Source organism: Paenibacillus vini (genome assembly GCF_018403325.1).
In the GTDB taxonomy this organism is placed as follows: domain Bacteria; phylum Bacillota; class Bacilli; order Paenibacillales; family Paenibacillaceae; genus Fontibacillus; species Fontibacillus vini.
Genome location: NZ_BOSL01000015.1, coordinates 107,869 through 132,910, shown reverse-complemented (window position 1 = coordinate 132,910; position 25,042 = coordinate 107,869). Strand labels below are relative to the sequence as shown.

Genomic DNA, 25,042 nt, shown 5'->3' with positions numbered 1-25,042 from the left:
TTTATCATGCAAGAGAGTTTGAATCAAGGAAATCGCCCTGGAGCGCCTATTCCCGCCCAGAGAAGGGGGCTGAAGCTGAGCGACATTCTGGTGACGATACTGGTATCGCTTGTGCTCGGAGTAATCTATCACTTCTGGTCTTCCGTCTACAAGCTGTTTTCCCCGTTGTTCTTTCAAGCGGACGAACTGGTCTACGGCATGTGGTTTATTGCTGCAACCCTCGTCTTTCTGCTGATTCGAAAACCCGGTGTAGCTGTTCTGGCCGAAGTTGCGGCGGCCCATGTGGAAATTTTGTTCGGGAGCGAATGGGGGATTCAACTGGTGCTTTACAGTGTGCTCCAGGGGTTAGGAGCTGAGCTCGTGTTCGCTTTGTTCCGGTACCGTAAATTTTCCGGCTCCGTGGCTGCTCTGGCGGGAGTCGGCGCCTCCGTGGGCTCTCTGATCCCCGATATTTATTACGGTTACGTCGCTGACTATAGCACTTGGATGCTCATTGCCAAATACTCGATGCGAGCAGTCAGCTCGGCTTTGATTGCCGGTTATCTGGCCTATGCTTTGGCTAAGGCGGTAGAAGCGACCGGCGTCACCTCGCTGCTTCGGCCCGTTGCGGCGAAGGATTACGCCGCATTGGAAGATTAACGATGGAACTTTTGCGGAACAACGCCACAGCATCAAGTACATACACGGAATTCAATACGGCTGCGGCGGTTCGGGATTTACGTCTCAAATATCCTGAGACGGACTCCTTTGTGTTTAAAGATCTCTCCTTCTCGGTCAGACGCGGAGAAAGACTGCTGCTGCTTGGGCCAAGCGGCAGCGGAAAGTCAACGCTGCTGCAGGTGCTTGCGGGCATCATTCCGGGGCTAGTGGAGGTGCCTATGAGGAGCTCGGAGCAAGTGATTCCCCCATCGTGGGGAATGCTGTTCCAAGATCCAGATACTCAGTTTTGCATGCCTTTTGTTGATGAGGAACTGGCCTTTGTGCTGGAGAATCGGGGAATTCCAAGAGAGGAAATGCGACCGCGGATGGTAGATGCTCTAGAACAAGTCGGGCTTCATCTGCCGGAGATTCATCTTCCGATTGATTCGTTGTCCCAGGGAATGAAGCAGCGGCTGGCCCTCGCTTCAATTCTGCTGATGGATCCGGAGGTACTGCTGCTTGACGAGCCTTCCGCTCTGTTGGATCCAGAGGGGCGAAGGCAAATCTGGGAGGCAGTTTCCCGGGTGGCCGAGGGAAGGACACTCATTATTGTCGAGCACCGGATCGAGGAGGTGCTTGATCTGGGGCTGGTGGATCGGGTAGCCTTGTTCGGCCCCCAGGGACAATTGTTGGGGCAAGGGGCTCCGGAGGAGTTGTTTGTCCGCTGCCAAACGGAATTGGAGGAATACGGGATCTGGCATCCCGGCGTCTGGGATCGTTTTCGGGCATCGGAAGGCCAAGCACAGGAAGCGGAAAAGGGGATCATGCCTTGGGCCAATCCCACCCGGCTGACTGACGGGGAACCATTACTCCGGCCGGTTATCGAACTTTCCGAGTTCCAAGGCTTTCGCGGGGACCGCACGGTTATTCAGATCGAGCGGGCTGAAGTGTACCCCGGGGATTTCATTGCGGTTACGGGCCCGAACGGGGCCGGAAAAAGCTCGCTCCTGCTTGCACTGATGGGACTGCTTCCCTCCGAGGGAAGCTATCTTCTATGCGGTGAACGGTTCGGCGGAAAGAAGACTCGAACCCGGCAAATCCTGGCGCTGTCGAAAAAAATAGGATTCGTCTTTCAAAATCCCGAATTTCAGTTTGTCGAGAACCGGGTCGACCGGGAAATCGGTTTTTCGTTAATAGAAGAAGGGTTCTCTTCGGATGAGATTCAGCGGCGAGTAGATCATGCGCTGGACCAGTTCGGTCTTGTCGGATTAGAGCTGCGTCATCCGTATCAATTATCGCTCGGACAGAAGCGGAGATTGAGCGTGGCGGGAGCAGCCGTCATGGAGAGACCGGTGCTGCTGCTTGACGAGCCGACGTTCGGGCAGGATGCCGTGAACACTTTTGCTATTTTGAATTTGTGCGAGGAAATGCGGCGTAGAGGAACAGCGGTCGTGATGGTAACCCACGAGGAACAGATTGCGGAAGCGGTAGCGACACGCCGATGGGAAGTCAGAGAGGGGACCCTGACCGATTGCGGATATACGAATCGGGGATCCTCACTTCCGCATAAAGTGTGCGAGACCGGCGCGGTAGAGGTATTGCTATGAAGAAATGGCTGAATCCTTCCTTTACGACATGGATGCACAGAGCCAATCCGGTACTTAAACTGGTGCTTGTCATCCTGCTCTTTTTCGTGGCTTTGTTTACGCATCGGCTTGATTTTATGTTCTACCAGGCGGTGATGTTCACGCTGCTGCTGTTCTGGCAAAGCGGATATGCCTTCTGGAAGGTGTTGTTGATCGTGCTGTCTTTCGGATTGGTGTTTATATCGTCTTCTTCGACGATGATCCTTTTCGGTAAAGGGGATGAAATGTGGTGGGAGTGGGGGTTGATCCGGATTACGGAGGAAAGCTTCTACCGCGGCATTCATATCGGGTTTAAATCCGTAACCTTTGCGTCGGAGGGGCTGTTGTTTGTTCTCACGACATCTTCTGTGGATTTGTTCTATGCTTTGATGCAGAAAGTAAAGCTTCCCCCCAAATATGCGTACAGCTTTATGGCCTCGATCCGGCTGCTACCGATGGTTTGGGAAGAATTCCTGATCCGGCGGAACGCCCTCCGTATCCGGGGAGCGCGGAGTCTGAAAGGGCCGCGGGGATGGTTTGCCGGCATCAAGATGTACGCGGTCCCGTTGCTGTCCCAGAGTATACGGAGAGCCCATCGCGTGGCGGTAGCGATGGAGGCGAAGGCTTTCAACGGGAACGGCCGGAGATCCTACTATTATCCTTCGCTATTCACGCGCTATGATCCGCTGGCCGCTGCGGTATTCGCAGCGGCAGTAGTATTGGCCCTGATGCTTAGCGACGTTTTCCCGCTGTTTCACATTGCGGATGTCAGGTATTCCGCCAATCCGTAATAAGCGTTCATCATGTATTCGCCATGTCAGGGCTTTTTCCGGTAAGACTTGTGTTTTTTGCTGTACAGAGTTATCCGCGAGGGCCTGAATGATGCTGCAGCAAATAGCGGGCAAAAGCCATAGGCTGCTGGTAGGTGTCAAACCATATTTCGTTCATGCCGGCTTTACGAAATCCGTAACGCTGGTCTCTGCCGTTGCATTCAATAATGTAAATCCGCCCGTCATTGGTAATTCCGATATCCATGCCCAGGTCGGCGAGCAGAGGCAACCGGCCGGACAGGTAAGCGGCGGCCGCAAGGGCTACAGTCTGGCTGTCCGCAAGGACGCGTGCTGCCGTGGATGGCGGAAATATGCGGCGGAATAACGAATCTGCCGGAAAAGCGCTGCCTCCCTGGGCAAGATTGGAAAGGAAACGGCCGGGAGCGGAAACCTTGGCATATAGCCCCGTTACGCCCCAGTCTCCGGTCAGTCCCCGCTGAACGGTTACGCGGACGTCCAAGGGGCGGCCATCCGTTTCAGCCAGGGGCAGTCTTTCCTGAATCAAGTATGGAATTTGCGTGATTCTTCGCTTCACCCAGATTGGTAATGGAGTTCGCTTATCAAGACGGAGCGCCTTCCACCGGTCCACTGTCCGGCGTCCCTTGTAGAGCAGGCACCATCCCCGGTTGTCCAGCTTCAGGCGCATAATTCCGCGGCCAACCGAAGCGCTTGCCGGTTTGAGCAACAAGTCGCTGTAGCGCTGCATCATCAGGCCAATATTTCCCGGCGTGGCGCGCAGGGAAGCAGGCAGATGATACGAGAGTCGGGGATGCTCAGCCAGCAGTCGGTGGATTTCATCTTTGCCATACCGGTTGTTGTGATTGTAAATGGTTATTCCCTGCTGCTGCAGGCCCCGGATTTTCCCCAGCGCGGACGGGGCTTTATAGATCGCACGATTATGAATAACCGGCGGGGTTTCAATGAGCGCTTTCCTGAATCTATCGTTTTCTTTCAGGTAAACGAGACTTTTGTCGGATTCGGGATGGATATCATCCAGACGCAGATAACAAGGTTTGAGATCGTATCGGGCGGCGGCTTCTTCGTAGAAGGGTAGAGCCTCCTGACCGGTTCTGCCTTTCCCTGCTCCCTGGTGTGCTTTGGCGTTTAACAGAATACCGACATAATCGGGCGGCATGTTCCTCCCTCCTTCTGCAAGTCTGTAATCTCCTTTAACCTTATTGTGGCTCCCTTTAATTTATGTTGTTCGTCCCGATTCAGCATGGACGGATGAGGGAAGTCAACAGCCTGATTTGACTTAGCAGGGTAATTCCACATACTTCGGGCCGGAGAATTCCGGCTTTTTTGTGCCTGCCTTTTATAGCGATTGTTAAGAGAAAACTATGGTTTGATGTTCGTACACTTTAAAAAATAAGTCACACCGGATACGCTCGCATCGTATAACTACAATATAAGTGCGTGTTCAAAAAGTTAGGTTTTTAGGACCAAGAAGGTTGGATGAAGCTAGGGGCTGAGTAGCGGAGCGTACATGAGGTACGTGAGCAACGGAAGGCCCGGCTGAATTCAAGATTCGATGCCGAGTTCTCATCATGATCAGCTTCGTCGTGGAAAGATGACTTTTTGAACAACCTCTATAAGAAAATGGAGGCAAGGAGGGAGTATTCCCGTGAGTTTCCGTAAAGTAGCGGTGGTCACCCCAGGATCGTTCGTGATTCCTTCGGGGAGGAGCAGCTCGGTGGAGCGTGTCATTGAAAAGATGGTTCCGCTAGCCTCAGACAGGCTTGATATTCGGATCTTTGGCAGAATCGGGAAGGATCCGGCTTCCCCGGAGGGGCTTGGAGGTGTTCCCTGCTTGAGAGTGCCGGGCGGGAGTTCCTATTTTCCATCGGTACTTCGCCATCTAAGGTCCTGGCGGCCCGATGCGGTCGATGTCCATAATCGGCCTCTTCTGGCTTACCGGATCAAGCAGAGGTTGCCCGGTTCGGAAGTGTTCTTGTCCCTTCACTCTACGACGTTTATCCAATCGGGAGACTTTCCGGACCGGAGCGGATCAGAGAAGCTCCGCACGCTTGACGGTATCATTGTGAACAGCGAGTTTCTGCGCAAGGAGCTGCTGCGACGTTTCCCAGGCCTTTCGGTTCCGGTGGAGGTGAATCATCTCGGGGTGAGTCCGGAGGATTTCGTGCCGAGATGGACCCCCGCAGGCGAAGCGCTGCGTCGGGCGAGACTTCACGATTACGGCTGGAACGGGCGTAAAGTGGTTCTGTTTGTAGGAAGGCTGATTCCCGAAAAAGGGGTGCATGCCTTGCTTCAAGCAGTCCCGGCCGTTGTCCAAAGACATCCGGAGGCTCTCTTTTTAATTGTCGGCAGCGCTTTTTATGGAAGCTTGCGGGAAACCATGTATGTGCGCAGCTTGAAATCGCTGGCGGACTCTTGGCCGGAGCATGTCGTTTTTCAGCCGTTCACGCCATATCCCGGGGTAGCCGACTGCTACAATCTGGCTGATATGGTAGTCGTTCCGTCAGGCAAAGAAGAAGCTTTCGGCTTGGTCAATGTGGAAGCCATGGCGTCGGGCGTACCCGTGATAGCCTCCCGCGCCGGCGGTATCCCGGAAGTCGTTGAGCATGGACAATCGGGGTTGCTGCTGCCTGCGGAGCGCCTGAATGATGAATTGCCTGCTGCAATCATCCGGCTGCTGGACAATACTGAGCTTTGCAGAAGCATGGGCCTTGCCGGTGCTGAAAGTGCGCGCAGCCGCTTCCGCTGGCATCATGCGGCTGACCGATGGGTCCGCCTCATGACCAAACAGGGTAAAGAGCCTGTTACATCCGCCGCTTCACTATATCAGTAGTTGCAAGTTTATATGAATGTTTATGGCAGCGTCACCTCGTTGCCGATCGAGCAGAATGTTTGCGGGCTTTCGCCGCGGCATTCTGCTTGTTTGCTAATTTGGGTGTGCTTCGGCTCTCCTCTGTACGTTTGCCGTTGCGTGGGACAGAGAAGAGCATAAACTATCTTATATTCCGTCTATTAATAATATCCGGGAAGGATGGGTCCTGATGGATAAGAGACGCCGGTTTCGAGCCCGGCAAACCCGGCCTGCCCGCCGTAGAACGAGGCGGGATCAGGCCACATTTCGCAGCTCTCCAGAACCGGTGGTATCTGTCATCATTCCGGTTATGAACGAGCATCGGACGCTCGGGAGGGTCATCCGGGAAGCGACCAAAGTTCATCCTAAGACCGAAATCATTGTTGTGGCGAATGGCTGTACGGACCGGAGCGCGCAGCTTGCCAGGAAGCTCGGGGCTATCGTTCTCGAATACAAAGAACCGCTCGGGCATGATGTCCCGAGAGCGGTCGGCGCAAGGCAGGCTAAAGGGGAAGTGCTGCTGTTCTTAGACGGGGATATGGTGATTCCCGCCAAAGATCTTCGGCCTTTCACTGCAGCCATTCTATCCGGCAGTGATTTGGCCCTGAATGATTACGAAGGCCCGGTTCAGACTCGGGAGGTTCATCCGGTTGTCAGCGCTAAGCATACTCTGAATACATTGCTGAACAGGTCCGATTTGAAAGGCGCGTCCCTAACCGCGGTGCCGCATGCGCTCAGCAGACAGGCGGCTAGCCGAATCGGTTATGAAAAGCTGGAGAAACCGCCGTTGGCCCAGACAGCCGCTATCCTGGAAGGATTGAAGATCCGACCGGTGCATTCCGTGGATGTCGGCCGTTTGAATCGCCCGAGGCTCCGTTCCAAACATGGAGATTTGCTGACCGGGCTGGTATTGGGAGATCACTTGGAAGCGGCAGGGTTAGCTATGAAGCAACGGGGCTCGCGCGGCGGCTTCTCTGATCTGGGACGACTCCGCGAAAGGGCAAGGTGATTAAAATACCGTGAACAAAACCGTACTTGGAAGAACGCGGAAATACCGCCAAAAGCCCGTCATTCGGGCGAATCGTCTCAAACGCGTCCGGTCGGGCAAGCGAAGATCTCCTTCTCTACCGAATCGCAAGGCCCGGGGCAAACAAAGATTGCCAAAGAAATATGTAATCCAAATTGAGCCCAAAGTCGATTTAAAAGGAGCTTATGGAGCCGGGGTCTCCGCCGGGGCGGAAGCTTTGCGATTGGAGCGGCTTGGAACCTCACTCCCTCCAAGGGAGCATTTTCGGTCCTTGTTGACTGAATGGTTCCGCAGCCGAACGGAAGATCCGTCTCCTTCCTATGATCGTGCCCTTGCGTTGGGAACAGCTTTCCGGGATGGTTATGCCGCTTCCAAAAGAGAGAATCCCCGTCTGTACGGGGTTCCGGTCCCCCTGTCAGGAAAAGCGTCGGTAGTCATCATCGCTTGCAACGAGGAGAGAACGCTTGGAAACTTGCTGGATGAATTGGAACGCATTCCGCTTCAGGAAATGGTCGTCGTGCTTAACGGGTGCACCGATAACAGCTTCGGCAAAGTGAAGGATCGGAAAAACGTGATTCTGGCCTATTATCCGGAGCGGCTTGGACATGACATCGGCCGTTCCGTCGGGGCGGCTCTGGCATGTGGTGATTCCTTGCTGTTCGTTGATGGGGATATGGCTGTACCTGCCGAAGAATTGGCGGCTTTTCTATATGAACAAGAGAGAGGTATTGACGTGGTGCTGAATGATATTTCAGGCTATCTTCCTCTTTATGAACGACAGGATGAGGTGACCCGTTGCAAGTTGTTTCTGAATCAGGTTCTGGGGCGCCAGGATTTGAAGAGCAATTCGCTGACCGCGGTTCCGCATGTACTATCCCGCAAGGCGATAAACACCATCGGGACAGGAATCCTTGCCGTACCTCCTAAGGCGCAGGCAGCGGCCCTGCTCGAAGGATTGACGGTATCCGCTCCCTGCACAGCCGATGTAATCGGGCGCAACCGGATGCGTGAAGGGAATTCCGGCGCAGGCAATAGCGTTCTCCAGCTTATTTTGGGCGATCATCTTGAAGCGTTGAACGAGGCGATGCACCGAAAAGGCGCAAGGCTGTTCTGGCAGACCTCGTCACGTCCGCAGCTCGCGAAAGAGAGGAACCGCCCATGAACGGAATATTAACGAGCATCATTATTCCTACCTATAACGGCCTTCATTTACTCTCTGACTGTGTGGAGTCCATACGTGAGCATACGGATGCCCCCTACGAAATCATTGTGGTGGATAACGGGTCGAGAGACGGGACCAAGGAATATTGCGTGAAGGAAAAGCTGATTTTGATCTCGCTGCCCGAGAATACGGGCTTCCCGGTTGCCTGCAACAAAGGGCTGGCGGTTGCTGCCGGAGACCAGCTTCTGCTGCTGAACAATGACTGTCAGGTGACCCCGCGCTGGCTTTCGCAGCTTTCGGCCGCTTTGCAAAGTTCACCCGATATCGGAATTGTGGGTCCGATTACGAACTATGCCAGCGGACAACAGCAGATAGATACCGGTTTAAGCGAACCCGATGAACTGATCGAGTATGCCCGGACATTTAACCGGACCGATGCCTCCAAGTGGACGGAAGTCAGACGGCTCATCGGCTATTGTTTTATGTTCAAACGGAGTCTGTATGATGAGATCGGAGCGCTGGATGAGGGTTATTCCCCCGGCCATTACGAGGATGATGATTATTGCTTCCGGGCGGTTATGGGGGGCTTCCGGCTTCTGATTTGCAAGGATACCTTCATTTACCATAAGGGCAGCGCGAGCTTTAAGGAGAAGCATTCGGAAGAATGGGACTGGATCATCGAGAAGAACCGCAATCGATTTATAGAAAAATGGGGTATTGATCCACGTCAGTTCATTTAAAAGGAGGAGAGTTCGTGAAAGGTGTCATTTTGGCGGGAGGAACGGGTACGAGACTATATCCGCTGACAAGGCTAATTAACAAACATTTGCTCCCCGTCGGCAATTCGCCGATGATCACTTATGGAATAGAACAGCTGAAATTGGCCGGAATATCGGATATCCTGCTTGTCATCAGCAAACAGTCCGCCGGGTTGTACACCGACTTTTTGGGCAGCGGGAGCACTATGGGCATTAATTTAACCTACAAGATCCAGGAGGAAGCCGGAGGAATCGGCGAGGCGCTGGAACTAGCCCGAGGCTTTATCGCTCCCGGGGAGCGGTTCGTGGTCTTGCTTGGCGACAATCTGTTTCTGGACCCCTTGAAGCCTTATGCGGAGAAGTTTCAACGACAGCCTGCAGGAACTGCAAGAATTTTGCTGAAAAAAGTGAGCGATCCCGGAAGATACGGGGTCCCGGTGTTCGATCAGGATCATCCGAAACTGATCTCTTTCATTGAAGAGAAACCTCAGCAACCCAAATCGGATTACTGCGTAACCGGTATTTATATGTACGATGACCGTGTGTTTGAGCATATTGCGGCCACGAACCCGTCGGACCGGGGCGAGCTTGAAATAACAGACGTTAATAACTTGTATGCGATGGAAGGAAAGCTCGAATACGATATTCTTCGCAACTGGTGGACGGATGCGGGGACGTTTGATTCATTGCTCGAGGCTTCGCGGCGGATGAAGAGATTCAAGCGGTGAGGAGATGTTTGAGGCGGAGGATGGACGATGAGGAATAAAAGGATCTCGGGCAAGAGCAAACGGGTCCCCGGAGGAATCCGGGAACCCCGTGGGCAAAGAAGAAAAAGACCAGGCAGGTTACTCAGGAGATACCGGCGGCGGAGAAGCTTGAACGGGGGATTGCTCCGTTCAAGAAACAGCTCGAGGATAAAAAGACAAGTCAGACCTGAGAAAATGGCGGCTTTGGATTTGAAGGAAATGCAGCCGACTGAGGCGCATGATGCCGGACATCTTCAAAACCGGGTGGAAGAGAACGGACAAACTCTGAATGAAGTACAACCTGATCCGAATTTGTCCGATTCTTATAAATCAGGGTTTCGTGAGGGTTACTTTGAAGGAGGGGAGGCCATTGTAACCCGCTTGCTTCCTCCTCATACGATACTCCCTGGCGTCACTGCGGAGGATTTGATCGCATCAGGGATCAGGCATCTCGCTCCCGGCTCGCTCCTTCCTCTGCTCACTCCGTCGGAGGCGGCCAGCGCTTTGCGCGATGCCTTGGACAGCGGGCAGCCTTTGTCGCTTGTCCGGCTTGGCGACGGCGAATTGCTGACGCTGGCCCATGATATTGTTATTCCTACGGACGAAGCGCGGCGGAGAGGGCCGTTTCTTCCATATGCCGGAGTAGAGCTGCCGGCATATGATATTCGTGAGAAGCTGGCTGGCGCGCTACGCCAAGCCGATATTATCGGTGTTCCCATTTCCCGCCACTCTTCATTCCAGGGCTTACTGTTTCCGGTGTTATCCCATTATGGGCTTGATCCGGCAAGACTGCGCCTCGCTTCCTCTACTGTAAACTATGAGCTTGCCGAAGAGGGGCTTATGTTGCCCTTGCTAAGAGGCAGGAAAGTACTGATTGCCGGGAATCGGGCTGAAGGACTGGCGTCAGTGCTGCAGCGGGAAGGCATTGAAGTCGTCGGCCTCGTGACCCCGATTCGAGGCGTTTATGATGCAGAGGCAGCCGTTCAGCAAGCATCCGGGTATAGTTTTGACATAGCTCTGGTGGCGGCGGGGATCGCCGCAGTTCTGATTTGTACCGAAATCGCCAGTCGGCTCGGCAAGTGTGCATTGGATTTCGGTCATTTGGCCAACAAGCTGGAGAGCGGAGAACAGGGGCTTCGCTGAAAGGAGGGCACATGCACAACCCAAATAGACTTAGACCCACGCGTGGAAAGAATAGCAGGAAAAGAGGGGGGTCTCCCCTCCCTTTATTCGATCAGGGGTATCAAGCCGGTTATGAGAAGGGAAGAGCCGTGGGATATGTGGACTTTGAGCAACCGTTTGAAGGAACCAGCATCATAATCCCGACATTCAATAAGAAGGAATTGTTGCTGCAATGTCTGGACAGCATCGAAGCCCATACCTCCTTCCCTTATGAAGTAATTGTGGTGGATGATGCATCAAGCGACGGAACTTCGGAAGCGTTGCGGCGCAGACGTAAAGTACGCTTAGCGGTGCATGCCGATAATGCGGGGTTTGCGGGCTCCGTTAACACAGGATTAATGATGGCGAAAGGGCGTACGGTGCTGGTGTTGAACAATGATGTGCTCGTTACAGAGAACTGGTTGTCCAACATGCTCGATTGTTTGAACAGCGGTCCTGATATCGGGGCCGTCGGGCCTGTTACCAATTATATCGGGGGCGAGCAGCAAATCGATGTACCTTACCGGGATATCGCGGATATGTGGGAATTTGCGGCCAACCATAACCGGAAGGATCCGCAGCGATGGAGGAGAACCGATCGCCTGGTCGGCTTTTGTTTGTTGATGAAACGCGAAACCATGATGCGGACCGGATACTTTGATGAAGGCTACCGGGTGGGCAATTACGAGGATGATGACTGGATGATCCGCCTCCGGTTGCAAGGCATGAAGCTGATGATTGCCGGAGACGCCTTCATTCACCATTTTGGCAGCGAGACGATGAAAAGCCTGGATCATCGGGATGTATCGCAAATCAGCAGAGCGAACCAGGACTATTTCCATCTAAAATGGGGAAATGTACATGAGCGGCTCGGACAGGTTGAAGCGCAGCGAGGCAAAGAAGGGGCCGGACCCGCAGTCGAAATCCGGTCAGAGGGCTGTCCTGTACAGGTTCTAGCCAGCAGTGGAACCGGCACTCTGTATTGGCTGCAACAGGGAACCAGGTACAGAATCAAGGGAGCCGATGCCGCATCGTTAGCGGTACAGTTTCCGTCCCTATCCGCCGTAAGATTGTCGCAGCGTACGTTGCAGGGAATTCCGTATGGCGGGGAATGGGAGCTGCCGGAGGCGGTGCAAGCGATAACGAAGGCAATGTCGCCAGCGGAACGGTTCGGCGAAGGCTCCGTGATGAAGCTGCCTGACGGTCAATTGTATCAAATGGATCGGGGAATGGCCCGTTTGTTCTGGACCCCGTATGCCGCCGAGGTTTGGGGACTGGCGGACAGAGCCCGTCCGGTCTCCCCGGACGAAATTGCAGCTATCCCGGAAGGACCGTATGTCCTTCCCCCGATTCAACTAAGATCGTCACTACTATAAGAGGTTGCTCAAAAAGTCATCTTTCCATGACGATGTAGATCATGAAGCGGATTCGACGTCGAATCTTGAATTCAGCCGGGCCTTCCGTTGCTCACGTACCCTATTGTACGCTCCGCTACTCAGTCCCTAGCTTCATCCAACCTTCTTGATCCTGAAAACCTGACTTTTTGAACCCAGACTATAAATTTAAGCGGACCGCGGTATTATTGCGGAACGCGGAATGACGCCCCGGCATATGCTGAAATCAGTAGAATGCCGGGGCTTTTATGTCTGAAACGACGGAGTCCCGATTCTTAGGTTAAATGGAGGGGCTGACAAGTGGAGCAGAAAATAACAGATATCATTATGCATATGGGGCATTCACACCAGCAACTGGCCCGTATCATTGACGCCGAGCGCCATATCACCGTCAGATTGTCGCAGATTGTACATGCGCTTCCGGATCAGGAACCGAATTTCGAAGGTGTGGAAGGACTGATGGATAATTCCTCGTCCATCAACAAGAGCTTGATCTCTTATTTGAATTCAATTGCCGATTTGGAAGAGGCTATGGCGGAAAATCTAAGCCAAGTCATCGCTGAGCTGAAGGGCTCGGAAGAGGAATAGCTGAAGAAGCGGAGGTGATCAAATGAGCAGGGAGCATGCCTATCTCAATATGCTGGATGCCATGGCCAAAATTCAATGGAATGTGTCCATGATGCTCGAAGCCAAAGCACTGGAGGCGGAGAAGGTGCGCAACTGGAGCTTGAATCATGTGCATGCGCATAGCTTTAGCGACCACGAGAGCCAGCTTGCAAAGCCGCTTGGCGTTCATGACGAAATGGTGGAGGTTATTGAAGGGCTGACCAAAATGGAAAATGGCTTATGCAGCAATTTGAAGTCATTGCTTTCTTCGGCCGAGAGCAGCGGGGGCGATTCGGGAGGATTCGGAGATTTATTTGGCGGGGGTTCGGGATTCGGGGATGAGGAGAAGTGATGCTTACCCCTTCTTTACTGAGCGAGAGGGAAGCCAAGCTCCAACTGATCATCTCCATCTCTAGAAGCCAAAATGCGCTGGCCCGCATTCTTGACAGCATGGCGGATGTGTCCGCCTGCTCCGAAGAAACGGCCCGTTCCTTCATCCAACAAGCAGACAGGATGACGCGGTTTCAACAGGCCATGGCGTCCATGCTTGCGAATATAGAGCTGCATCGCCAATATACAGGCATCCCCACAGCCCCTTGGCTGAACGCGGATAAGGTAACACCCTTGGAATCATTTACAAGCAAACAGGAGGCAGATGAACGAAATGGCGCTTAAAAAGAGACGTACGACATTAAGCAAAAGAAAAAGCGGAATAAAACGCTCGAAACGCCGTTTGAAGCGCGTTAGGAGAACGCTTGGAAAGAGAATGCAGGGACGTCGGATCAAATCCCGAAAAAGGAAGCTGATTCGCGGTAAAACACGTCGGAGAAAAGCGGTACGGCGGCGTCTTCCGGCTACGGAACCGGCCCCGGCCCCGGTTCCAGCTCCTGTGGAACAAGGCGACCCTGCCGCTTTATATCAGGAGGGGTACAACGAATCCTATCAAAACGGTTTCAATTCCGGGTTTGCCAAAGGCTTTGAAGACGGTCATAAATTGGCATATCAGGAGCAAGAGTTCAAGTAAATGATTCCTTACTGATTTTATCCAAGGCTTTTCTCTAATATAGGGAAAAGCTTTTTGTTTGCTTGGGACAAGCAGGGGCATTCGCCAATTTTAGAAACGTCAGGGTAGTCATCCATGCCGGTGGATTAGCCCTCCGCATATAGTTATAAGGTCAAGAGATTAACCCATAGATAGGATTGAATGCCGTGAACAGTGCAAGAAAACGACTCCGGAAAACCGGCAAATCGGCAGCACACCATCAGGGATGGGCCGAAGGATACCGATTCGGAGGCTGTCGGGCAGTCATGGAGCGCACAGGAACCCCGGCGGCTCCGAAGGGGACGCTCCGTGTGCTTTATGTTCAACAGGGATTTGAATCCGTGGATCAAGGCATGATTCGGGCTCTTCAGACATTGACGGGAGAACTGGAGGTGACGGGTCCTAAGGAAATGCTGAAAAGGGCAGAACAGTTCCGCCCGGATTTGGTACTGGTTCTGAATGCTATGCACGTATTTCCCGCCGAGCACAGCCAGCATATCGATCTGATCCGAAGCTGGGGCATACGCACGGCGGTGTGGTTTGTGGATGATCCGTATTTTACCGATCAGTCTCTGCAATTGGCAACGCACTACGACTACGTATTCACGCATGAGCTTTCCTGCGTGCCTTTCTACCGGGAGGGTGGCTGCAATAAAGTTCATTATTTGCCGCTTGCCGCCGATTCAGAAATGTTCGCGCCGATGCATGCGCCACGCTCCTACCAGTCCGACGTCTGTTTTATAGGAAGCGCCTTTTGGAATCGCGTAGCCCTGTTTGACGAACTTGCCCCTTATCTGGCGCAAAAAAAAGTGGTGATCGTCGGGAGTTTATGGAACAGGCTCAGTCGCCTCGACCTTCTCCAGCCCCATATCCGGGATGGATGGATCGAACAGAAGGAAACCCGGATTTACTATAACGGGGCCAAAATCGTAATAAATTTGCATCGGCCTACGGAAGCGGGTCAAGACAATGCGAATACGGCGAATCTCCGCGGGCTTTCCATCAATCCCCGAACTTATGAGATCGCCGCTTGCGGGGCTTTACAGATTACGGATGTGCGGGAGGACCTTCATCAGCATTACCGCCCCGGCTATGATATCGAGACTTTTGCCTCGGCGGATGAATTAAGAGCCAAAATCGATTATTACCTGGAACATGAACAAGAACGGGCCCAGATGGCCTGGAGATCGCTCTGGACGACCAGACAGCGGCATTCTTATACAGACCGTATTGCACGGATGCTTGCCATCCTGCAGTAAATCAGGCAAATCATTCAAGGAGCGTGGAAACTTTGTCAAAACATGATCGCCTCACAGGTACTGCAAGAGGAGTTGCAAGAAGAAGGAACGCAAGAGCGGTAAGAACTGCAGTAACAGCAACGCCCGTTCCTGTAATCGCTCCTGCTAGGCAGGATGGCAGAAATGCCGGCTTTCAGGCCGGATTCGATGAAGGATATTTGCGTGGAAGAATGGATGTGATAAGCAGTCGTCCAGGACCGGCATTTCCGCTCCGTCAGATTCATGTTATGTATGTGACTTCCGGCAAAGGGTATCCGTATTCCCCCGTGGATGAAGGAATCATTGAGACTCTTCGTACTCTTGCGGCAACCGTTACGGTCACGGACCCGACCCAGAACGTCTCGCAGCAAGCGGAGGAGGCGCGTCCCGATTTGGTTCTGGCCTTGGACGGGTGGCATTTGTCCGCAGAACATGTGGATTCGATCCGAAACAAGGGAATCAGGACGGCCCTTTGGCTGACGGATGATCCTTACTATACGGATATCACCGCGGATCTCGTCATGCACTATGACTACATCTTTACGCTTGAACTGAATTGCGTCGATTTTTATCGTCAGCGTGGATGCGCCAATGTTTACTACCTTCCCTTCGCCGCCTATCCGGGCTATTACCGGCCGCTTCGCGAGCGCGCGGAGAACCCCCGCAATCTGTCGTTTGTCGGCAGCGCCTTCTGGAATCGGGTAGAATTCTTTCAACCGGTTATCCATGAACTGATGAATCGGGGACTCCATATCAACGGCTTTTGGTGGGACCGTTTATTTGAACCTGGCGCTTATCCCGGACGGGTGGAAGCGGATAAATGGATGGGACCCTTGGATACGGCCGCTATATACAGCAGCAGTAAAATAGCCATTAACCTGCATCGTTCGTTCAACGATACTTCGGTCAACAATAACACGGCTATGATCGAAGCGGTGTCTCCCAATCCACGGACGTTTGAAATATCGGCAAGCGGCACGCTGCAGATTGTCGACATCCGCAGTGATATTGTGAACTTTTATACCCCGGGCGTAGAAATTGAGACGTTCAGCACTTCGTCGGAGCTAATCGAGAAAGTCGATTATTACTTGAGTCATGAGAAGGAGCGGCGTGAAATTGTACTTCGAGGGCTGGAACGGACTCTGCGGGAGCACACGTATGCCCACAGGTTGAATGACCTTCTGGTCCATGTTTTCGGCTGAGTACCGGATTCAAAAATAAATAATTCGCCTGAGGATGCCGCTTTCTTATGATTCTTTGCTCCCGTCAAAATTGATGGGTAAGCCTGTAATATAGGTGTACCTGTCAAACCAGTAAACGACACATATACTGTTGTAGAGGTTGTTCCAGAACTTCTCATTTAAACCCGTGCTCACTTACTTTAAACTTCTCGACAGAACGGAGAATGATCATGAAAGTTGTAATTCTGGCAGGAGGGTTAGGTACCCGGATCAGCGAAGAAACCGACTCCAAGCCCAAACCGATGGTTCGGATCGGTGACAAGCCGATTTTATGGCATATCATGAAGATCTACAGTTATTACGGTTTTAATGATTTTATTGTATGTTTGGGGTATAAAGGTGAGGTCATCAAAGAATATTTCGCCAATTACGTGCGAAACGATTCCGATATTACCTTCGATTACAGAAACGGACATTCTCAGTACCATAATACGCGGACCGAGCCTTGGAAGGTTACTCTTATCGATACCGGCTTGGAAACGATGACGGGAGGAAGGCTCAAACGCGTACAATCCTATGTCGGCGACGAACCGTTTATGCTAACTTATGGCGACGGAGTAAGCAATGTGCCTCTGACCGATCTTGCGGCATTCCATAAGTCACATGGTAAATTGGCTACTGTGACCGCCGTGCAGCCGCTTGGCAGGTTCGGAGCCTTGACCATCGGCGAAGACGGCAAAGTTCAAAGGTTCAACGAGAAGATGAAAGGGGACGGTAAGTGGGTAAGCGGCGGTTTTTTTATCTTGCAGCCGGAAGTGTTTAATTATTTGGCCGACGACAAAACGGTTTTCGAACAGGAACCGCTCGTTAATCTGGCCAACTCCGGACAACTGCTTGCTTACCGGCATAACGGCTTCTGGTACGCTATGGATACGCTGCGGGATAAGCAGCATTTGGAATCCCTATGGGACTCTGGGCAAGCTCCCTGGAAATTATGGTGAAATTTAAAGGAAACGCAATAAAGGCGAGTTCGAGGAAGTTATCCTTGAGCTCGCCTTTTATATTCCGAATTTCGATTCAACCAGTATTATTTAAGATGCTGTGCAATCGTACCAAATGTTCTTCAATGAGATCCGTCCGATTCAAAAGAGCTCCGTATAACAAGCCATCAAAAGGAAGAGAGAGGTAGTAAAAACGAGCTCGGTCCTTCAAGTTATCCTCGGGGGATACGCCGTAATATTGCATAACTCTATCTACAAAATTTTCTCCATACATCATCAGAAAACCGAAATCAACTGCAGGATCTCCAATTTGCAGACGAAAATCAATGATACCCGACAGCCCACCATGAGCTTCATTGCATAGAATATGGTCTCCTTTCAGATCCCCATGAGTTAAACAAGATGGGAACAACCAGTATTTATCATCGGATAAATACTGGTGAAAAAATTGAGATGCCCAATTACGTTCGTTCAAGGTCAGGTAAGGAAAAGCATGCTGTTCAACGAGTTCGAATTTTTCCGTCCACGCTGCTCGAATCATGGACTTCTCTATTTGTTCTGCTGGATAATGCGGTATGAAATCAAATTGGTGGAGTATCTGTAAAGTTATTCCTAATTCTTTGGCAATCTGATCTTTTTGGTTATCGTCAAGCATTATAAAATTCTCAATGGTTAATGGTTTTCCCGGAATATACTGATATACAACATACTGTATTTCATCGCAAGGATCGGACTTGAAGACATAATTGGGAATTGGAATAGGGAGAATGTCTTTAATCAGTTTTAAAATTCGCGATTCTAGTTCCATCTGTTGAATAGCATAAACATTTTCTTTTCTGGGAAAACGAAATACCCACTGTTCATCAGGGTCCTCACCGACCATAACAATGAGATTTGCGGATCCCGATGTATTTATCTTGAGGGGTTTATCAATTACAAGATCGGGGTGTTTTGCCTTTATGAATTCAACTAATTTTGAGGTTTCATCCATGTGCCCCTCACATCCTGTCTGATTTATAGATTACCCGTAAGTTCACGAAATCTGTGTTGACATGACCTGAGAATGTAACGCGCAGCTTTTTCCATGCGGTTATTAGTGATTCGTTAATTTCAACAATTCCTTTATAAATATTGAGACCAGGCAGAGCAGGAAGAAGCCTAATATTCAGAAGTTCCACGTAATCGGGATTCCATGAGCCTATAATGATTTCACCTGCGGGTTCGCTGTATGGTTGTTCAAAATGAAACGAAAAAGTAAACTCATATACTCCCTGGGGCATGAGGTAGATATTCTCATCAATAAGCAAACCCGGAGCATCGATCCCTGTTCTTGCTTGTCGTACATCGGTTTGAAGGCGGGGGTTATAAATCTTTGAACCTGTTGAGCCGTGAAAATTACTGCCGCTCCAAATCCGATATTCTCCCATAAGAGCAGGCATTTCCAGAGAGCTCGTCATACTCTGCTTCTTTATTGGAGAGCCGGGCTCCAGCGAATATACCTCATTGTAAGGAAGTATGCTGCGCCGCGAACCAAGACGATCCCTTAGACCCTTTATGAACTCCTCTGCAGAGGAAAGCGCACGATCTCGACTGAAGACGGGAAGCAAATGCTGCTGCTGTGCTTCCTGCAATTGAACTAGAACAGAGAAATCATCCAGGTATTCGGCTGCTTTCTCTGCCATATTGTAATAATCCTTGCACATGCCCAGTTCTTTAAGTTGATTCGCATGGAGACCGTTCTCCAGTAACTCGCGAGCGAATCCGCTTGTTTCCGCAAATAAGACCGGTACATTAACGGCCAGTGCTTCAATAGGGGTAAAATGTAGATGCGTAGGAATTAGGGCTCCCCCATAACAGAATATTCTTGTATTGCACAGAGTTTGCATCAAGGTTGTGAAATCGACGTTCCCTAGAATCTTATTGTCATGGCATAATGGAGACTTTTTATCATTTCTTCCCAGTACGATATAATCCAAATGATGAAAGGCTTTTTTGAAAATCTCATACTTCTCTTCGTAAAAAGGCGATTTATGAATATAAGAGATTTGTGTAGATATTGTTCTTTCGGAGCCTTCACCCGCCCACTCAAATGGAAGCCTGCTTTTTGAAACAAAAGCCGGCAAATAGAAGGTGCGTTTTGCAATTCTGTCATCCTCATGTTCATTTAAACATTTTAGAATTGGAGACCAGACATAATTGTCTGCGTCTCCAAATGTATTAAGATCAACACCGTTCGTGATGGAAATATTCGTATATGTTTCCGTATCGCCGAATACCCGATAAATAACTACACCTTGGAACCATTGAAGGACGCCTTCCGCTAGCCTGGGAAAGCTGGCAATATAGATGGCGTCGATCCATGAATTCATAAAGTCGGCTTCCTCCGGTGTCGGATGTTCCAAATCGATGGTTCGAATTTTATCAACGATGTTGGCAGGCAATGAACAATGAGATCGCCAATCCGGATACATCCCGTCCGTTTCATTGTCGTATTGAGAGTCAAACTCGATATGATATCGCTCTTTCCCCAAGGAAGGTATAACCTCAGCCCCCGCTTCAATCAACAAGGGAATTTCTTCATATCTAAGAACCAGATGTGAACAGACCCATAGGAGTCTTGGTTTACTTTTATCCATCCTATCAACCCATTTCATATAGTTCAGGTTTATTAAGATCAAATCCCGCTTCTTAATTAAGTTCTCTGAGGGAGAAATTGTTTAGACGAAATACTAATACCCGGCCATCAGGCGGAACATCAACCCTTTGAGCATCGCAGGTGAATTTAATGGTATGAGTTCCCGGTGGAATGGTAAAGGATCTTGCAATTGCTTCACTGAAGCAATTAATTATGAATTGTTCCGACCAAACATCACTTGAAACAAATAATGAAGCATTTTCCGGATAACCTGTTTTAATTCCTGTATTGATCAAAACAGTCTTGGGTCTGGATGAATGATTGGTGAGTTCCAGTTCTCCAGACTCCGAACACCAGCGCCAATTTTCATCGTTAAATGTTTCTAAAGTGGAGAAGCCTCCGGACCAATTTGTGGTTACCGAGCTTTCAGGTAAGTGATTGGAAATTTTCTCGATACGGAAACTTTCAAAATGGATGGAAGATGTCCCTGGCCAGTAAATATTTAATTGTTTGGTTGCTTTAGCGAACGACTTGTCAATGCTAACCTTACCTTTGATTGTAATTAGTCCGGTTTCCTGCAAAACAAGCGGTAGTAACATCAAGTATTGATGATCCGGATTCCATGCACTAAAGTCCAGAAGACCAATTTCTTGAGCTGATGCTTCTTTGGCGTATAGGGTCAGAGTTATTTCGTATTCACCGACCGGCATGTGAACGATCGTCTCGTTTACCAGCAATCCGGGTGCATGAACCCCAGGAATCGCCTGTCGAAGGAAATAATTACTCGATTTGTCTTGTACAACTTCTCCGGTTATTCCATGGGCTTTTTTGCTGTTGATGACCCGATATTCACCGGGTTCGGCAGGCATATCTTTGGATTGGGTAATATTTCTTCTGACCATTGGCGTGCTGGAAGCTGCAATAGTGTAAACATGGTCGTAGGGATTCTTGATACGATGGCGGGCAACTTTTTCGGAAAGACTCTCGATGAATTGCTTTGTAGACTTTAAAGCACGTTCTCTGCTAAAAGCAGGCAGAAGGACTTCGTGTTGTATGCCGCGCAAATGATCCAGATAGTCAAAGTCATCTATAATTTGTTTTACTTTGCCTGCCATCTCATTGTAATCATCACACATTCCGAGTTCCCGCAACTGATTCTTTGTGAGTCCATTCTCTGAGGCTTCTCTAGCAAGTCCGCAAGTTTCCGTGAAAAATATAGGGACATTCATTGTCATTGCCTCAAGAGGAGTGAAATGCATGTGATAGTGGGTTAGAGCACCACCGTAGCAAAAAATGCGACTGTTGCACAGAATACTCATTGATTTCTTGAAATCGACATTACCAACAATGGAAGGATGCTGGCAACGCGGTGATGATTTGTCGTTTCTCCCCAAAACGATAAAATCAAAATCTCGAAATGCTCTCTCAAAAGGAAGGAAAATATTATCGACCCATTTGGATTTGTCAATGTAAGAAATCAAAGTGGAGATTTTCCTTACGGAATTTTTTCTTGCCCATTCAAACGGCAATCGTTCTTTCGAAACAAAATAGTTCATGTAAAGTGTATTCTTTATAAGTCTTGGATCCTCGATTTCATCAAGTGCTTTAAGAATTGGGGACCAGACATAATTATTTGCGTTGGCAAATTTGTTCAGGTCAACGCCTTCTTCAAGACTATAATTCGTGTAGTTCGTCAACTGTGGGATACCAAAACTCCGGAATATTACAGTACCCTGGAACCAATCAAGAACCTTCTCCGCAAGTTTGGGAAAGGTCGCTATGCTGATGATGTCGATCCATTGATTAATAAGAGCGGCTTCTTCATCAGTCGGAGATTCTAATGAAATCCTCCGAATCTTTTCAACAACATTCGTTGGGATTGTACAATAAGCGCGCCATTGCGGGTACATATCGTCCAATTCGTTGTCATAATGCGGATCGTATGGAAGCCAAGGCCCTTCACCAAGAGAAGGGATCACCTCTGCTCCGGCATCAACGAAAAGGGGGATTTCCTCATACCTGAGTACAATATGCGGACACACCCATAGAAGTCTTGGCTTATAAGTTTGCATCAAATGATCTCTCCTCTTCCTGGTATAGATGATAAGGGATTTAGATAATATCTATCCTACATAAGTATGAATAGAATCTTTGAAGGTGTGGACCCTTTCGGTAATTTTAAAAGTAAGGCACTTGCCGTTTCGTTTATCCCCATGCCGTATATGATGTATTGTGTTAGTTTTGGATCTTGCTCTAGCGGTAATAGAGGTCTGGAAGGAGTGTTTGTTGCCGGAATGAAAAAAGTAGTTATTATTGGAGCGGGGGGACACGCCAAAGTTATCATAAATATTTTGCGTAAGGATCCGAACTATGAATTAGTAGGGTGTACGGATCATCAACTTGTCAGCCCTGTATTAAATCTCCCTGTTTTAGGAGACGATTCAATTTTGCCGTATTTATATGAGCAAGGTATTCATCATGCTTTCGTTGCTATCGGTAGTAATCGAATTCGTCAGAAGTTGCACCAAAAGGCTGAATGGATTGGTTTTCAATTTGTAAATGCGATTGCTCCTTTCACTTGTATTTCCGATTCGGTACAGCTTGGAACAGGGGTTGCCATTATGCCGGGCGCAGTAATCAATGTTGAGGCTGTAATAGGGAACCAATCCATAATCAACACCGGTGCTTCCGTCGACCATGATTGCCGGATTGGTGAGTATGCCCACATTGCACCGGGATGCAACTTGGCGGGCAACGTTACGGTAGGAAAAGGGACATTTGTCGGGATTGGTTCCAAAGTGATTGACGGCACGAGGATCGGCGAATTTTCCATGATAGGTGGAGGATCGGCCGTTATTCGCGATATTCCCGATTACTGTACGGCCGTCGGAGTGCCTGCAAAGGTGATTAAGCATCATGAAGAGGAGGGGCACCATGAACGATAAGTTTTACCCCATCGCCGCTCCAATCCTGAATGGTAACGAAAAGAAATATGTGATGGATTGCCTTGATACAACCTGGATTTCCTCCAACGGAAAATATATTCAATTATTCGAAGAGCAGTTTGCCCGCTATTGCCAAACAAAGCACGCCATTGCTATTAGTAACGGAACTACCGCCCTTCATGCCGCCTTATTGGCCCATGGGGTTACCCAAGACTGTGAAGTGATTATCCCATCACTTACGTTCATTGCAACTGCAAACGCAGTAAGCTATTGCGGGGCGAAACCTGTGTTTATCGACTGTGAGGCGGATACCTGGAATATCAACCCTGCCTTGATCGAACAGAAGATTACCCCGCGTACAAAAGGAATCATCGTCGTTCATCTGTATGGTCATCCTGTTGATATGCAGCCAGTTATGGAGCTCGCTGAGAAATACGGGTTATTTGTCATTGAGGATGCTGCCGAGGCGATGGGAGCGCATTACCGGGGGAGCAAGGTTGGGTCGCTTGGTCACAGTGCTACCTTCAGCCTGTTCGGAAATAAAATCATAACGACAGGTGAGGGCGGGATGGTGACCACGAACGACGATTCACTTGCCGAAAAGGTACGGCTGTTGAGGGGACAAGGAATTGATCCAAACCGCAAGTATTGGCACACGATTGTCGGTTATAACTACCGGATGACCAATATTCAGGCGGCCATCGGGCTGGCCCAGCTTGAAAATATTGATTGGCATGTGGATCGGAGACGGTCCGTGGCGGCCCAGTACCACCAGCACCTGAAAGATGAAGAAAGACTTGTTTTACCAATCGAAAAGGAATGGGCGTTCAATGTGTTTTGGATGTACAGCATCGTTTTGAAAAACGGTGGTGAACAGAAACGGGATGAACTTATGTTGACGCTTCGTAAGAAAGGAATCGAGACGCGCCCCTTCTTTTATCCGATGCATGTTTTACCACCCTATGATGACTTGCAGCCCCCTTCGGAATTTCCAGTCTCCAATGAAATAGCGGCTCAGGGGATAAATCTTCCAACACATGGGGGATTGAGTCAAGAAGATATTGCATATATCAGTTCCAGCATATCGGAGGCGATGGACGCGATTCACCAAGTTTAGTATTCTCCGATTGTTCAGAAATGGAGTTGACTATGAATTGAAAATCGTAATCATGGCAGGAGGGAAAGGTACGCGGTTTTGGCCGCGAAGTATAGAAGAAAAACCGAAACAATTTCTATCTTTGACTTCTGAATATACAATGATCCAACAGACGTATTGGCAATTTCGCGAATGGCTTCCGAAAGAGGATATATTTATTTTAACTACCCGATTGTATTCCCCGCTTATTCTTGAACAACTTCCTGAACTAAAGCAAGAACAACTTATTATCGAGCCGGATCAAAGAGATACGGGTCCTTGCATCGCTCTGTCGGCTCTCCACTTTCTGAGTAAGGGGATGGATGACGTCTTGGTGACTACCCCATCCGATCACTATATCCCGGATGGGAAAGCGTTGAAAAGGGCTTTAATCGAAGCGGCTGAAACAGCTGCAACATCCTCGTCCATCCTTACGCTTGGAGTAGTCCCGACTCGACCTGAAACGGGATACGGATATATCGAGACGTCCTCAGAGGCATTGTGCGGTAATGTTTATCCGGTTAAAAGATTTATTGAAAAGCCCTCTCATGACCGAGCCCAGCAATTGTTTAATCAAAAAAACTATTATTGGAACACCGGCATATTTATTTGGAAACCCTCGACCATTGCCGACAATATGAAACAATTTCAGCCCTATATGTGGAATAAATTGTCCGACAATATGGATGATCTGGAGAATGTGTACCCCAAATTAGAAAGGATTTCCGTAGATTACGCCATCTTGGAAAAGGCCGAGCACATCTACAATATCCCGGTTGATTTTGCGTGGGATGATATAGGTTCCTGGACATCCATGGAGCGTGTTCATCCTGCGGATCGGAACGGGAACATTATTCTCGGGAATGTAAGTTCCATTTCCTCCCACAACAACATTATATATTCAGAACAACAAAAAGCAGTTGTGATAGGTCTGGAGGAAATCATCGTCGTATCCACAAAAGATGGACTGCTCGTTTGCCGCAAAGCCGATGAGCAAAAAATCAAGGATGCGCTTAGAACTTTTTCAAAAGATGAAGGAGGAAATTGACCT

At 49.7% G+C, this 25,042-nt stretch carries 24 protein-coding genes; 20 read left to right on the top strand and 4 right to left on the bottom strand.

The features are described 5' to 3' along the window. Positions 1-6: 6 nt before the first annotated feature. The 3 genes from KJS57_RS20385 to KJS57_RS20375 are packed head-to-tail and all read left to right on the top strand — an operon-like array spanning position 7 to position 3,055. Positions 7-639: an ECF transporter S component gene (locus KJS57_RS20385; RefSeq protein WP_213656160.1), complete on the top strand. Its 633-nt coding sequence runs from the start codon at positions 7-9 to the stop codon at positions 637-639. Between the two features lie 2 nt (positions 640-641). Then, entirely contained in the window at positions 642-2,246 is a 1,605-nt protein-coding gene (locus KJS57_RS20380) for an ABC transporter ATP-binding protein (protein WP_213656159.1), read from the top strand. After that, entirely contained in the window at positions 2,243-3,055 is an 813-nt protein-coding gene (locus KJS57_RS20375) for an energy-coupling factor transporter transmembrane component T family protein (protein WP_211023410.1), read from the top strand. Before KJS57_RS20380 ends, KJS57_RS20375 begins: the two co-directional genes overlap by 4 nt. A gap of 70 nt (positions 3,056-3,125) precedes the next feature. Here KJS57_RS20375 and KJS57_RS20370 read toward each other — a convergent pair whose 3' ends face one another. Further along, on the bottom strand, positions 3,126-4,229 hold the full coding sequence (locus KJS57_RS20370) for a YheC/YheD family endospore coat-associated protein (protein WP_213656158.1): 1,104 nt from the start codon (positions 4,227-4,229) through the stop codon (positions 3,126-3,128). Positions 4,230-4,718: 489 nt separating this feature from the next. Between KJS57_RS20370 and KJS57_RS20365 the strand changes: the two genes are divergently transcribed. The 14 genes from KJS57_RS20365 (at position 4,719) to rfbF (ending at position 17,276) form a co-directional block, all read left to right on the top strand. Beyond that, entirely contained in the window at positions 4,719-5,903 is a 1,185-nt protein-coding gene (locus KJS57_RS20365) for a glycosyltransferase family 4 protein (RefSeq protein WP_213656157.1), read from the top strand. Between the two features lie 208 nt (positions 5,904-6,111). Continuing rightward, positions 6,112-6,930, top strand: a complete 819-nt coding sequence (locus KJS57_RS20360) for a glycosyltransferase family 2 protein (protein ID WP_213656156.1) — start codon at positions 6,112-6,114, stop codon at positions 6,928-6,930. A gap of 10 nt (positions 6,931-6,940) precedes the next feature. Next, positions 6,941-8,110 (top strand): glycosyltransferase family 2 protein, encoded by a 1,170-nt coding sequence (locus tag KJS57_RS20355; protein WP_213656155.1) that lies wholly within the window; start codon positions 6,941-6,943, stop codon positions 8,108-8,110. Next, a complete protein-coding gene (locus KJS57_RS20350; protein ID WP_213656154.1) occupies positions 8,107-8,850 on the top strand; it encodes a glycosyltransferase family 2 protein in 744 nt (247 codons plus the stop codon). Before KJS57_RS20355 ends, KJS57_RS20350 begins: the two co-directional genes overlap by 4 nt. Positions 8,851-8,864: 14 nt before the next feature. Beyond that, positions 8,865-9,596 carry a sugar phosphate nucleotidyltransferase gene (locus KJS57_RS20345; protein ID WP_211023397.1) on the top strand — a complete coding sequence of 244 codons (732 nt, stop codon included), beginning with the start codon at positions 8,865-8,867 and terminating at the stop codon, positions 9,594-9,596. A gap of 27 nt (positions 9,597-9,623) precedes the next feature. Continuing rightward, positions 9,624-10,757 carry a GT-D fold domain-containing protein gene (locus KJS57_RS20340; RefSeq protein WP_244861644.1) on the top strand — a complete coding sequence of 378 codons (1,134 nt, stop codon included), beginning with the start codon at positions 9,624-9,626 and terminating at the stop codon, positions 10,755-10,757. Between the two features lie 128 nt (positions 10,758-10,885). Next, positions 10,886-12,151 (top strand): glycosyltransferase family 2 protein, encoded by a 1,266-nt coding sequence (locus tag KJS57_RS20335; RefSeq protein WP_213656153.1) that lies wholly within the window; start codon positions 10,886-10,888, stop codon positions 12,149-12,151. A gap of 318 nt (positions 12,152-12,469) precedes the next feature. Further along, the gene (locus KJS57_RS20330; RefSeq protein WP_211023393.1) at positions 12,470-12,757 is read left to right on the top strand and encodes a nucleoside-diphosphate sugar epimerase; all 288 of its coding nucleotides are present in this window, start codon (positions 12,470-12,472) and stop codon (positions 12,755-12,757) included. Between the two features lie 22 nt (positions 12,758-12,779). Further along, complete coding sequence (locus KJS57_RS20325) at positions 12,780-13,127, top strand: alpha-helical endospore appendage domain-containing protein (protein WP_211023391.1); 348 nt, start codon at positions 12,780-12,782, stop codon at positions 13,125-13,127. Next, positions 13,127-13,450, top strand: coding sequence for a hypothetical protein (locus KJS57_RS20320; RefSeq protein ID WP_211023389.1), 324 nt, complete (start codon positions 13,127-13,129; stop codon positions 13,448-13,450). The genes KJS57_RS20325 and KJS57_RS20320 overlap by 1 nt, the downstream gene beginning before the upstream one ends. Next, entirely contained in the window at positions 13,440-13,799 is a 360-nt protein-coding gene (locus tag KJS57_RS20315; protein WP_211023387.1) for a hypothetical protein, read from the top strand. Before KJS57_RS20320 ends, KJS57_RS20315 begins: the two co-directional genes overlap by 11 nt. 185 nt (positions 13,800-13,984) lie before the next feature. Next, on the top strand, positions 13,985-15,076 hold the full coding sequence (locus KJS57_RS20310; RefSeq protein WP_244861643.1) for a CgeB family protein: 1,092 nt from the start codon (positions 13,985-13,987) through the stop codon (positions 15,074-15,076). A 134-nt stretch (positions 15,077-15,210) separates the two neighbouring features. After that, positions 15,211-16,296, top strand: coding sequence for a CgeB family protein (locus KJS57_RS20305; protein WP_244861647.1), 1,086 nt, complete (start codon positions 15,211-15,213; stop codon positions 16,294-16,296). A gap of 209 nt (positions 16,297-16,505) precedes the next feature. Further along, positions 16,506-17,276: a glucose-1-phosphate cytidylyltransferase gene (gene rfbF / locus KJS57_RS20300; protein ID WP_213656152.1), complete on the top strand. Its 771-nt coding sequence runs from the start codon at positions 16,506-16,508 to the stop codon at positions 17,274-17,276. 76 nt (positions 17,277-17,352) lie between these two features. Here rfbF and KJS57_RS20295 read toward each other — a convergent pair whose 3' ends face one another. The 3 genes from KJS57_RS20295 to KJS57_RS20285 are packed head-to-tail and all read right to left on the bottom strand — an operon-like array spanning position 17,353 to position 21,983. Then, positions 17,353-18,267, bottom strand: a complete 915-nt coding sequence (locus tag KJS57_RS20295; protein ID WP_213656151.1) for a phosphotransferase — start codon at positions 18,265-18,267, stop codon at positions 17,353-17,355. Positions 18,268-18,274: 7 nt separating this feature from the next. Next, on the bottom strand, positions 18,275-19,912 hold the full coding sequence (locus KJS57_RS20290) for a glycosyltransferase (RefSeq protein ID WP_213656150.1): 1,638 nt from the start codon (positions 19,910-19,912) through the stop codon (positions 18,275-18,277). A 52-nt stretch (positions 19,913-19,964) separates the two neighbouring features. Beyond that, the gene (locus KJS57_RS20285; RefSeq protein WP_213656149.1) at positions 19,965-21,983 is read right to left on the bottom strand and encodes a glycosyltransferase; all 2,019 of its coding nucleotides are present in this window, start codon (positions 21,981-21,983) and stop codon (positions 19,965-19,967) included. 222 nt (positions 21,984-22,205) lie between these two features. Between KJS57_RS20285 and KJS57_RS20280 the strand changes: the two genes are divergently transcribed. From KJS57_RS20280 to KJS57_RS20270, 3 genes are read left to right on the top strand one after another with little or no spacing between them, the layout of a single operon-like run. Continuing rightward, positions 22,206-22,856 (top strand): acetyltransferase, encoded by a 651-nt coding sequence (locus tag KJS57_RS20280; RefSeq protein ID WP_213656148.1) that lies wholly within the window; start codon positions 22,206-22,208, stop codon positions 22,854-22,856. Beyond that, the gene (locus tag KJS57_RS20275) at positions 22,846-23,973 is read left to right on the top strand and encodes a DegT/DnrJ/EryC1/StrS family aminotransferase (protein ID WP_213656147.1); all 1,128 of its coding nucleotides are present in this window, start codon (positions 22,846-22,848) and stop codon (positions 23,971-23,973) included. Before KJS57_RS20280 ends, KJS57_RS20275 begins: the two co-directional genes overlap by 11 nt. A 37-nt stretch (positions 23,974-24,010) precedes the next feature. Beyond that, positions 24,011-25,039 carry a mannose-1-phosphate guanylyltransferase gene (locus KJS57_RS20270; RefSeq protein ID WP_213656146.1) on the top strand — a complete coding sequence of 343 codons (1,029 nt, stop codon included), beginning with the start codon at positions 24,011-24,013 and terminating at the stop codon, positions 25,037-25,039. Positions 25,040-25,042 lie beyond the last annotated feature (3 nt).

Coding starts and splice junctions, on each gene's coding strand:
- KJS57_RS20385 (WP_213656160.1), top strand. CDS start 7: ATGCAAGAGAGTTTGAATCAAGGAAATCGCCCTGGAGCGCCTATTCCC.
- KJS57_RS20380 (WP_213656159.1), top strand. CDS start 642: ATGGAACTTTTGCGGAACAACGCCACAGCATCAAGTACATACACGGAA.
- KJS57_RS20375 (WP_211023410.1), top strand. CDS start 2,243: ATGAAGAAATGGCTGAATCCTTCCTTTACGACATGGATGCACAGAGCC.
- KJS57_RS20370 (WP_213656158.1), bottom strand. CDS start 4,229: ATGCCGCCCGATTATGTCGGTATTCTGTTAAACGCCAAAGCACACCAG.
- KJS57_RS20360 (WP_213656156.1), top strand. CDS start 6,112: ATGGATAAGAGACGCCGGTTTCGAGCCCGGCAAACCCGGCCTGCCCGC.
- KJS57_RS20350 (WP_213656154.1), top strand. CDS start 8,107: ATGAACGGAATATTAACGAGCATCATTATTCCTACCTATAACGGCCTT.
- KJS57_RS20340 (WP_244861644.1), top strand. CDS start 9,624: ATGAGGAATAAAAGGATCTCGGGCAAGAGCAAACGGGTCCCCGGAGGA.
- KJS57_RS20325 (WP_211023391.1), top strand. CDS start 12,780: ATGAGCAGGGAGCATGCCTATCTCAATATGCTGGATGCCATGGCCAAA.
- KJS57_RS20320 (WP_211023389.1), top strand. CDS start 13,127: ATGCTTACCCCTTCTTTACTGAGCGAGAGGGAAGCCAAGCTCCAACTG.
- KJS57_RS20315 (WP_211023387.1), top strand. CDS start 13,440: ATGGCGCTTAAAAAGAGACGTACGACATTAAGCAAAAGAAAAAGCGGA.
- rfbF (WP_213656152.1), top strand. CDS start 16,506: ATGAAAGTTGTAATTCTGGCAGGAGGGTTAGGTACCCGGATCAGCGAA.
- KJS57_RS20295 (WP_213656151.1), bottom strand. CDS start 18,267: ATGGATGAAACCTCAAAATTAGTTGAATTCATAAAGGCAAAACACCCC.
- KJS57_RS20290 (WP_213656150.1), bottom strand. CDS start 19,912: ATGGATAAAAGTAAACCAAGACTCCTATGGGTCTGTTCACATCTGGTT.
- KJS57_RS20285 (WP_213656149.1), bottom strand. CDS start 21,983: ATGCAAACTTATAAGCCAAGACTTCTATGGGTGTGTCCGCATATTGTA.
- KJS57_RS20280 (WP_213656148.1), top strand. CDS start 22,206: ATGAAAAAAGTAGTTATTATTGGAGCGGGGGGACACGCCAAAGTTATC.
- KJS57_RS20275 (WP_213656147.1), top strand. CDS start 22,846: ATGAACGATAAGTTTTACCCCATCGCCGCTCCAATCCTGAATGGTAAC.